The sequence below is a fragment of the Streptomyces acidicola genome (genome assembly GCF_009377235.1).
Lineage (GTDB): Bacteria > Actinomycetota > Actinomycetes > Streptomycetales > Streptomycetaceae > Streptomyces > Streptomyces acidicola.
Window position 1 is genome coordinate 37,026 of record NZ_VMNX01000047.1, and the last position, 10,252, is coordinate 47,277.

Here is a 10,252-nt window from a genome sequence, read left to right on the forward strand (position 1 = left end):
CGCTGCCGCCGTCAGTCGTCGTCCGTGGTCGACACAGTGCGCCGGATCAGGAACCAGGAGAGGGCGGCCAGCACGATCAGCGCGCCCGTCGCGGCCGACACCACCATGATCGGTCCCGTGTCCGAGGAGCGGGCGGCAGCGGCGCCCTTGTCGGCGGACACCGTGGACGCGGAGTCGGACAGGGCCGCCCGCTGCGGCAGCGCCGCCGCGGGGGCGACGACCGCGGAGCCCTGGCCCCGGCCCCGGGGGGTGGCGGTCTCGGTCAGCCGCCGTGTGACCTGGTCCACGGTCCACTTCGGGTGCTGGGCGCGCACCAGCGCGGCGGAGGCCGACACCCAGGACGCCGCGAACCCGGTACCGGAACCGGTCCAGTAGTCGTCGTTCCGGGCGGTGGTCAGGATGTCGACGCCCGGTGCGGCCAGGTCCACCTGCTTGCCGCGGTGGGCGTCCGGCCAGAGAGCGCCCTTCTTGTCGATGGCGGTGACCGAGAGGACTTCCGGGTACGCGGCCGGGTAGGTCTGCGCGTTGCCGGTCCCGCCGGTGTCGCCCGCACCGGCCACGACCAGGGCGCCCTGCCGGACCGCGTACTCGACCGCCGCCTTCAGGGCGGGGCTCGAACGGCGGAAGCCCACAGTGACGTCGATGACCCGGGCTCCCTGACGCGCGGCCGACCTGATCGACTTCGCGGTCGCGTTGGTGGGGCTCGTGTTGTCCAGGAAGACCCGGAAGGGAAGTATGCGTGCCTCGGGAGCGAGCCCGACCAGGCCGTCGCCGCGGTAGTTGCGGCCGGTTCCGGCGATGATGCCCGCGGCGTAGGTGCCCTGGAACGCCTCGCTGCCCTCGTCGCGCGTGTTGTAGACGTCCGAGCCACTGATGACGCGGCCCTTGAGGTCAGGATGGGACGCGTCGACCCCGGTGCCGATCACCGCGACCGTCACGCCCTCACCTTTGGTGATCTTCCATGCCTGTTCGGCCTTGAGCGAGGTCAGAGCCCACTCGGAGTCGCGGAGCGCCCCGGAGACCGCCGGAGCCGCCTTACCCGGCATGGCGAGAGTGAGCGCCAGCGCCGCGACGGCGGCCAGGGCGCGTCCGGCGAGCGCGGAGCCCGAGGTTGTACGTCCTGTCATGGCGAAGCACCTACCCCTGCTACCCCCAGGGGGCTTCTGACGGATCTCCGCGGCGTCGCGACGCCCGGCACGCCCTCCGCGCCGAGCGCCGAGAGCACGCACCGAACGCCGCTCCTTCTTCCACGGAGATCCGTCAGAAGCTCCCTGGTGCTGGTGGATGTGGGGCCGGGCCGCGGTGATGGGGCGGCCCCGGCCGTTCCGGCCCGGGCTCCCGACCGGAGCACCCGGCGGGAACTCGCCTGCCCGCCCATGGTCCGGGGCCCGCGCGAGGCATTGCACCCGCGAATGGGGGAGAAGCTGGTCCCCTCTTCGGGGGATCGCGAGGGCCCGGTGAGCCCGATACCTGAGGCCGACTGGCCCTCTCTCCCCCAAATGGGGGAGCCGACGCCTCCCCCGAAGGCGGGGAAGACCCCTCACCCGTTCACGTGATGTACGCGACCGTCCATGAGCGCACGCTGGTCTGCGGTGGTCTCGCCGCGCGGGACCGAGGGGCATTCTCTTCGCTTGGAGGAGTCGCGATGCACCTGATGCACCGCTCTCGGACGGCACCCGTACGAGCCGACGTGCCGCGCACATCAGACGGAGAATCCTCCGGGAGTCCTCCCGAGTCCCCGGCGCGCGTCGGCAGGTTCCGAGGACTTGCCGCAAGCCGCATGCTGAGGTTCGCGCTGGTCGGTTGCGCGGGTGCGGTTGTGAACACGGTAGCGCTGTACGCACTTCACCGTCTGCTGCGCGTGCCGCTCGTCGTTGCCTCGGCCGCGGCCGTCGAACTGGCCGTCATCCACAACTACGTGCTGAACGACCGGTGGACCTTCGGGATGCGAGCCCTCTCACTGAAGCGGTTCGGCAAGTTCAACGCGTCCATGCTCGCCGGCCTCGCCGTCAACGTGCTGGTCCTGTGGGCCCTGGTGCACGGCGGACGCCATCTCGTGCTCGCGAACGTGGTCGCCATCGGCGTCGCCTTCGCGGTCAACTACACCTCCAGCGCGCTCTGGGTGTGGCACGGGACCTGGGGGAGGAATCGATGACCTTCCTCCTGAACTCAGGACTGGTCCTGATCTCCGTCCTGCTCACCGTGCAGTCGGCCCATGTGCTCTATCTGATGCTCTACACCTGGGACCAGCCCGGTGCCGAGCGGAAGGCAGCGGCACCGGAGACCTTCCTGCCGCCGCAGCTGTCGTTCAGCGTGCTGCTGCCCGCACGGCATGAAGAGGACGTCATCCAGACGACCATCGAGCGAGTGGTGCGCGCCGACTATCCGGACGATCTGCTGGAGGTCTTCGTGATCTGCTCGGCCGACGACACCGGAACCATCGCCAAGGCCGAGGAGAAGATCGAGGAACTCGGCCGGGAGGGGCTGCACAACGTCGAGGTCATCGTCTTCGACGACAAGCCGATCAACAAACCGCACGGGCTCAACGCCGCTCTGCCGCACACGAGCCACGACGTGGTGACCATCTTCGACGCCGAGGACGACATCCACCCCGCGATCTTCGACCTGGTCAACACCGTGATGATCCAGGACGAGGTCAATGTCGTCCAGGCCGGCGTGCAGTTGATGAACTATCAGTCCACCTGGTACTCCGCGCTGAACGTCCTGGAGTACTTCTTCTGGTTCAAGAGCCGTCTGCACTACCACGCCCGCTGGGGGTCCATCCCGCTCGGCGGCAACACGGTGTTCTTCACACGGGAGTTGATGGTGCGCCTCGGCGGCTGGGACGAGCACAACCTCACCGAGGACGCCGACCTGGGCCTGAGGGTCTCCGCCGCGGGGGAACGGGTGCGGGTCGTCTACGACGACCGCTACGTGACCAAGGAGGAAACCCCGCCCACGCTCGGCCACTTCATCCGCCAGCGCACCCGGTGGAGCCAGGGCTTCATGCAGACCCTGCGCAAGGGCACCTGGAAACAGATGCCCACCCGCAAACAGCGCTGGCTCGCCTTCTATGTGCTGGCCTTCCCGCACGGGCAGGCGCTGCTGGGCGTGTATCTGCTGTTCTCCCTCGGCATGATCCTCCTCTTCAAGGTGCCGGTGCTGGTCGCGCTCATCTCGTACCTGCCCGTGCTGATGCTCGTGGCGCACTTCCTGACCGCGGTGGTCGGACTGTACGAGTTCGCCGAAGCCCACGGGCTGCAGGCGACGTCGAGCACCGTGTTCCGCATGGCCCTCGCCTGGTACCCGTACCAACTGGTCCTGTGCTACGCCGCGATGCGCGCCATGCGGAGGCAGATGCAGGGGCGGCACGACTGGGAGAAGACAGCGCACGTAGGCGCCCACCGGGCCCAGGCCGAGGGAGCTGAGTCCCGTGTCGCATGATCAGCAGAAACCGCGGCTCAGTGTGGTCCACGAGAAGGCCGGGGCGCCGGACGGGGCCACGGCACCGGCCGAGACCGCCGCGTCACCCGAGACCACCGCGCAGGCCGAGCAGCGCCCGGACGAGAACCTGTCCGTGGCGAAAGGCCGCTTCCCCCCGCTGGGGCGGAAGGGCAGGATGTCGCTGGTCTTCGCCATGGTCACCGGGCTCGTCACGCACGCCTGGCATCTGTTCCAGTACCCGCTGTACCTCACCGACGAGGGCATCTACATGCAGCGGGCGTGGTCGCTGATACGGGAGACCAGACTCTCCCCGTACACCTACTCCTACGACCACGCTCCGGGCGGCTGGATCACCCTCGCCGGGTGGGCGTATCCGCTGCCGAAGCAGTTCGAGACCTTCGGCAACGCGATCAACACCGGCCGGTTCCTGATGCTGCTGGTGCACATCGCCAGCGTCTACCTGCTGTTCGAGGTCACCCGCAGGCTGTCCGGCAGTGTGCTGGCCGCCTCGGTGTCCGCCTTCTTCTACAACGTCTCTCCGCTGGCCGTCTACTTCCAGCGTCAGGTCCTGCTGGACAACATGATGATGTTCTGGGTGCTGCTGGGGCTGCTCGCCCTGCTGCGCCCGGAGTTCCGTATCAAGGACGCCGTCGGGGGCGGGATGGCCCTGGGGATCGGCCTGATCACCAAGGAGAACGCTCTCTTCTTCGTTCCGGCCTTCCTGTATCTCCTGCACCGCAGGATCAAGGGCACGTCCAACCTCCGGTTCACGCAGATGTTCTGGCCGTTCACGATGCTGATTCCGGTCGGCGGGTACCTCATGTACGCGACGCTCAAGAACGAGCTCCTGCCGAGCGGACTCAGCTTCAATCTGAACAGCCCACCCACCGAGCACGTATCGCTCCTCTACACCGCCTGGTGGCAGGTAAACCGCACCGAGGGAAAACTGTTCAGTCACGAAGGGCTCCTGTACCAGAGCTGGCTTTTCCGGGACGCTTTCTTCCTGTACGTCGGAGTGGTCGCCATGGCCCTGTGCCTGCTCTGGGGCCTGAAGGACCGTAATCGCGATCTGGGTTTCCTGATCAGTGGGGCGCTCTCTTTCGGCTACTTCTTCTACCTGCTGCGAGGCAGCGTGGTCCTGGACTTCTACGTGGCTCCGCTGATTCCGATGTTCGCCATCAACATCGGAATGGCGACGGACCGGGTGATGAAGTGGATGCGTCCCATGCTGAAGCAGGGTGGCCCGGTCTATCGCGGGCTGCGGGTCGGGCTGCCCTGTTTCGTCATCGCCCTGCTGATCATGTCACCGACCTCGGGATACCTCATGACGACGAACACCGAAGGACGCGTGAAACTTGCGGACCAGTACGACCCGAAGCTCAACCTGACCGCCCTGCAGGGGCAACAGGTCGAGTGGATACGCAAACACATCCCGCCCGACGCGAGGATCATCACGGACGACGACATATGGATGATGCTGCACGATGTGCGCCCGTTCTATCCGTATGCGCATTCCCACTGGAATGCTGCGTCCGACCCGGCCGTGCGGGACAAACTGTTCCGCAAGAAATGGCAGAACATCGACTACATCATCATGTCGAACAAGATGCGCAAGTCCATCGACGACAACAACGGTGATGGCCGGGAGAACTGGATCCTCCAGGGCCTGCGCAATTCGAAGAGGGTCTGGTACATCCAACGCGGCGATATCAAGCTGGAAATCTACCGGGTGGAATAGCCTCAGGGCGGGAGGTGAAGGTCGTGCCTGAGAACGAGAACGGGATCGTGCCTGAGAACGAGGAAAAGAACGTCCCCGGCGGTCCCGACAAGAAGAAGCGTTTCGGTGTGAAGCAGGTCCTGATGGCTGTCATCATCCTCGCGGTCGTCGGATCTCTGGCGCAGGTGGTCGTCCGGACCGGCGGCTTCGGCGGTGCTCTCAGTACCACCGGTGAGCGAGGAGGCGCGAAGAAGTCCGAGACCCACGAGGCCGAGAGGCCCGAGGGCCGTCCGACGAAGGAGGTCAACTTCGGCAGCAAGCAGCCCATCATCGTGGTCGGTCAGGGCCGGGCCGCGCCGGGCGGCAAGGTGACCGTCCAGGGCGCGGGCTTCAGTGCGATGGCCACCGTGGACCTCCGGCTGGAGGGCGGCCAGAAGCCCGGTGCGGCGGGCAAGCCGGCCGCGACGGTCAAGTCCAACGGGTCCGGCGCGTTCGTAGCGCAGGTCCGCCTGCCGCAGAACTCGGGCAGCGCGCCCACGACCGTGGTCGCCCAGGAGCGCGGCGGCACCGCCAAGAGGCCCGGGAAGACGGCCGAGGCGCAGGTGGTCAGCGGGGGCGGGATCGGAACCGTGGCGATCAACAAGGCGGTCGGCAAGCCGGGCGACACGGTGTCGCTGTCCGGTCGCGGCTTCACTGCCGGGGAGTCGATCGCGGTGTACTGGGGACGCGTCAGCGGCGAACCCGTCACCACGCTGCGCGCCGACTCGTCGGGCGGCATAGGCCAGGCGAGCATCAAGGTGGGGGTGGCCCCGGTGGGCCCCAGCACCCTGGTGCTGGTCGGCCAGAAGAGCAAGATCACGGCAACGGCCCCGTTCCAGATGCTGGGGCTGTACCCCACGGTCAAGTCCACGCCGTGGGCCGTCAAGGCCGCGCAGAAACTGACCGTGAGCGCGCGGGGGTTCGCACCGGACGAGCGCGTGCTCATCTACATCAACAGCGCCTCAGGTGTCCCGGCCTTCACCTCCAACGCCGATGGGCGGGGCCGGATCCAGGATGTCGCGTTCGAGGTGCCGTTCGGTCTGAAGGGCAAGCAGAGCCTCCTCCTGGTCGGTGAGCAGTCGCGGGCGAAGGCGAACTCGGCGTTCCGCGTGATGCCGTACACCCCGTCCGCGGAGCCCAGCACCTACGGCGGCCGCGCGGGCACCACGCTGAGCTTCTACGTCAGCGGCTTCGCCCCGAACGAAGAGGTGGCCCTGTACGTCGGTGGCAACGAAAGCGGCGGCGGACGGAAGATCGCGACCTTCCAGGTGGACAGCCGGGGCAAGGCAGGGCCCGCGGGCTCCTACCGGCTCACCGCGGCGGACGAGAGCGGCGTGACCTTCAAGCTCGTCGGTCTGAAGAGCGGCAGCACCGCCCAGGCGGGAATCAACAACTCCAAGGGCCAGGGCGACGGCGGGGGCGGCGGCGGGGGCGGCGGAGACCAGGGCGGTGACCAAGGCGGGGGCGGCGACCAAGGCGGAGACCAGGGCGGGGATCAGGGCGGGGATCAGGGCGGAAACCAAGGCGGAGACCAGGGCGGAAACCAAGGCGGGGATCAAGGCGGAAACCAAGGGGACCAGGGCACTCAAGGCCAGTAGCCCAGGGCCTGTGGGCTGCCTCGCCGGAGATGCCCGAACTGCAAGCTCCCGAGGCGGCCCGTCAGGCACCCCGGTGTTCCATAGTTGTGGGTAGAAACATCATGGAGTGCACCATGACTACCATTTTTGGGCCAAATTCCCGAAGAGTCCTTCAGTTCCTCACCCACATCGAGGACCTGTCGCCCCAGGAGATCGACCGCGTGGCCGGCGTGTGGCGGCAGACCTCCAGCCAGACCCGTGCCGAGGCATGGGCAGAGGTCCGGCACACCACGACCGACGAGGAGCGCTACCGCATCCTCGTGGCGGCGTCCGTGGCCCGCCGGGCCGCCCTGGACACGGCACAGAGCCACCAACGGCACGACTGGGCCTTCTGGGCGGCGGTCTGGGACGCGGTGATGGCGATCGCCGTCTGCGACCGGATCGGCGGCCACTACGACACCCTGATCGCCCCGGTCGCCTCCGTCATGCCGTTCCTGGGCGTGTGCCGACGCGACCAGCTCGGCACCCACCACCTGCCGGACGCCGTACTCGGGGGGAGCCGCCGGCCATGAACCACCGAATCCCCGTCATGGTGGCCGACAACGACGCCGAGGTCCGGGATGCGCTCGCGGACCTGATCGGGTCGTACCCGGCCTTCGAACTCGTCGGCCTGGCCGCCGACCACGAGCAGACCGTGTCGGCGGTGGGCCGGACGCGCCCGAGGGTCCTGGTCCTGGACGTGCAGATGCCCGAGGGCGACGCCGCGGGCACCATACGGACCCTGCGCGACCGCGCACCGGACACGAGGATCCTGGCCCTGTCCGCCTACGCGGACAGCGAGACCGTGCTGCAGGTCCTGGCCGCCGGAGCCGTCGGCTACCTGGTCAAGGGCGCGCCCGCGGAGGAGATCCTGGAGGCGATCACCCGTGCGGCCCGCGGCCAGTTCAGCATGTCGGCCAAGCTCGTCGAGGCCTGCCTGGAACCCCTGAAGCGGCAGCCGAGGCCGTTGTCCGGCCCCGGCGTGAGAACCGCGGCCCCGCGCGTCGACGAGAAGGCGTGCCTGGACCTGCTCGAACAGGCCCCGTGCGGCGTGCTCGTCACCGGGGCCCAGGACCGCGTCGAACTCGCCAACGCCCAGGCCCGGCACATGTTCGGCTACAGCGGCGCCGAGATGCGCGGCAAGCGGCTGCGTGACCTGCTGCCCGAGCATCCGGGTGCCGCGACGGCCGCCGGACAGCTGATCGCACCCACGTCGGCGACTCCGGGGCTGCGTCGGGACGGCACCGAGTTTCCCGCGCGGATCGTCGGCGGCCGGCTGCGGAACGGGCGCCCGCGCTACGTGGTGTACGTGACGGACCTCAGCGAGGCCGGCGCGAGCGGGGACCGGCTGCGCCAGCTCGTCGACTCCTCGCCGGACGCCATGCTGCTCCTGGACGCCGAGGGCCGTGTCCGCCAGGCCAGCCCCCGGGCCGAGACCCTGTTCGGGTACACCCGGGAGCAGTTGCTCGGCATGCTCGTCGAGACGCTGCTGCCCGACCAGCCGCTGACCGTCTCGTTGCGGGACTGGACCGAGCCCTGGCAGGAACGGGCGGGCCACAGCGTGGAACTGGTCGGCCGGCGCCAGGACACCAAGCAGTTCCCCGCCGATGTGAGCGTCAGCCCGCTGCGCACCCCGGACGGCGTGTTCACCGTGCTGACCGTCCGGGACATCACCGAGGTGCAGCGCGCCCAGTTCGTCCTCGAACGCAGTCTGGAACTCATGGAGGGAACCGGCCGGGACCGGCAGGCCCTGCTCAGCCATCTCATCCACGCCCAGGAGGAGGAACGCAGGCGCATAGCCGCCGACATCCACGACGACACCATCCAGGTCATCACCGCCGTGGGCCTGCGCCTCCAGCAGTTGCGCGGGCGGCTGACGGACCCCAAGGACGTGCAGGTGATGGACAGGCTGGACGAGACCCTGAAACTGTCGCTCAGCCGCCTGCGGCAACTGATCTTCGACCTGCGGCCCTCCAGCCTGGAGCACGGCAGCCTGGCCACGGCCCTGCAGACGTATCTGGACCGCATGCGCGCCGAGACCGGCACCCACTACAAGTTCGAGGACCGGCTGCAGGCCGTGCTGCCCGTCGAGACGATGGTGCTGATCTACCGGACCGCACAGGAAGCCCTGATGAACGTGACCAAGCACGCGCGGGCGAAGACCGTCCGCGTGCAGTTGCTGGGCGTGGACGACGGCTGCCTGATGCGGATCGTCGACGACGGCGTGGGCTACGACCCGATGGAGGTGGAGTCCCGTCCCGGCCACCTGGGCCTCACCCTCATCCATGAGCGGGCGCAGATGGCGGGTGGCTGGAGCCGCGTGGAGAGCCAGCCGGGGGCCGGTACGACCGTCGAGTTCTGGGTGCCGCTCGCCGAGGCTCCGTTGCCTCCCACGGAATTCTGTCGGGACGAGAACAGCGGCCCCCCGGAACGGCACACCGAGCCATGAAGAGCGCGCCCGACCTCACCAAGGTGCTGCTCGTCGAGGACCACCGGGTGGTGGCGGAGGGGCTGTGGGCCCTGCTCGACGAGTACGACGACCTGACCGTGGTCGGCTGGGCCGACTCGGTCGCCGAGGCGGTGCCCATGACGGAGCAGCTGGACCCGGAGGTGGCGCTGATCGACTACCGGCTCCCCGACGGCACCGGAGCCGAGGCGGCGGACCGCATCCGTGCCCTCGACCCCACCGTCGCGGTCGTCTTTCTCAGCGCCGACACCAGCGACGCCGCCCTCCTGGCCGCGGTCGAGGCGGGCGCGAGCGGATACCTGCTCAAGTCGGCGGGCGGAGACGAGATCGCCTCCGCCATCCGCGCGGCAGCCGCGGGCGAAACCCTCATCCCCGCCCGCACCCTCATGGAGGTCCTCGCCCGGCACCGCGAGAGCACCAGGGTCTTCGCCCAGCAGACGGAACGGCTGGAGAGCCTCACCAGCCGGGAACAGGAGATCCTCGCCCTGATGACCCAGGGCGTCGACAACCGTGCCATCGCCGACCGTCTGACCATCAGCTACGCCACCGTACGTACCCACGTACGCGGAATCCTGGAGAAGCTGGACGCACGATCCCAGCTGGAGGCGGTCGCCAAGGCCGCCGAGTGGGGCTTCCGCCCGGCGCAGCCCGACCCGACGGCGGAGACGAACGAATCCTGACGGCCGGGCCCGAGGCACCGCCGGCCCGCCCCGCACGCTCGCCGCGTTACCAGAAAGCCCTAGTAGCTCCGCTACGAGGACTTTCCGGCGCCTTGCGATCGCACGCACCAGACGCCGCGGGGCCCGCCCTTCGGGCGGACGGCGGGAGTTTGACGACAGGGCCTAGGGCCTGTACGGAGTCGTGATCACCTGCTGGTACAACTCTCGTGTGGCGAGGCGTGAACTCAGCGACGACGAGTGGGCGTTGGTCGAGCCGTTGCTGCCGATCGGCGCCTGTGGCCCCTATCCG

8 protein-coding genes are annotated in these 10,252 nt (G+C 68.7%); 7 read left to right on the forward strand and 1 reads right to left on the reverse strand.

Annotated features, from left to right (window positions below; translation table 11 throughout):
- Window positions 1-11: 11 nt before the first annotated feature.
- A complete protein-coding gene (locus FPZ41_RS15460) occupies window positions 12-1,127 on the reverse strand; it encodes a S8 family serine peptidase (RefSeq protein WP_152862988.1) in 1,116 nt (371 codons plus the stop codon).
- A gap of 653 nt (window positions 1,128-1,780) precedes the next feature.
- On the opposite strand from FPZ41_RS15460, the gene FPZ41_RS15465 reads away from it, so the two are divergent.
- From FPZ41_RS15465 to FPZ41_RS15495, 7 genes are all read left to right on the forward strand, one after another.
- Complete coding sequence (locus FPZ41_RS15465) at window positions 1,781-2,155, forward strand: GtrA family protein (protein ID WP_228022752.1); 375 nt, start codon at window positions 1,781-1,783, stop codon at window positions 2,153-2,155.
- Window positions 2,152-3,444, forward strand: a complete 1,293-nt coding sequence (locus tag FPZ41_RS15470) for a glycosyltransferase (RefSeq protein ID WP_152862992.1) — start codon at window positions 2,152-2,154, stop codon at window positions 3,442-3,444. Before FPZ41_RS15465 ends, FPZ41_RS15470 begins: the two co-directional genes overlap by 4 nt.
- Complete coding sequence (locus FPZ41_RS15475) at window positions 3,434-5,182, forward strand: glycosyltransferase family 39 protein (RefSeq protein WP_322620270.1); 1,749 nt, start codon at window positions 3,434-3,436, stop codon at window positions 5,180-5,182. Before FPZ41_RS15470 ends, FPZ41_RS15475 begins: the two co-directional genes overlap by 11 nt.
- Before the next feature lie 23 nt (window positions 5,183-5,205).
- Window positions 5,206-6,798, forward strand: coding sequence for a hypothetical protein (locus FPZ41_RS15480; RefSeq protein WP_194236099.1), 1,593 nt, complete (start codon window positions 5,206-5,208; stop codon window positions 6,796-6,798).
- Window positions 6,799-6,911: 113 nt separating this feature from the next.
- Window positions 6,912-7,349: a hypothetical protein gene (locus FPZ41_RS15485; protein WP_131566038.1), complete on the forward strand. Its 438-nt coding sequence runs from the start codon at window positions 6,912-6,914 to the stop codon at window positions 7,347-7,349.
- Window positions 7,346-9,265 carry a PAS domain S-box protein gene (locus tag FPZ41_RS15490; RefSeq protein ID WP_152862994.1) on the forward strand — a complete coding sequence of 640 codons (1,920 nt, stop codon included), beginning with the start codon at window positions 7,346-7,348 and terminating at the stop codon, window positions 9,263-9,265. The genes FPZ41_RS15485 and FPZ41_RS15490 overlap by 4 nt, the downstream gene beginning before the upstream one ends.
- The gene (locus tag FPZ41_RS15495) at window positions 9,262-9,963 is read left to right on the forward strand and encodes a response regulator (protein ID WP_152862996.1); all 702 of its coding nucleotides are present in this window, start codon (window positions 9,262-9,264) and stop codon (window positions 9,961-9,963) included. Before FPZ41_RS15490 ends, FPZ41_RS15495 begins: the two co-directional genes overlap by 4 nt.
- Window positions 9,964-10,252: the final 289 nt, after the last annotated feature.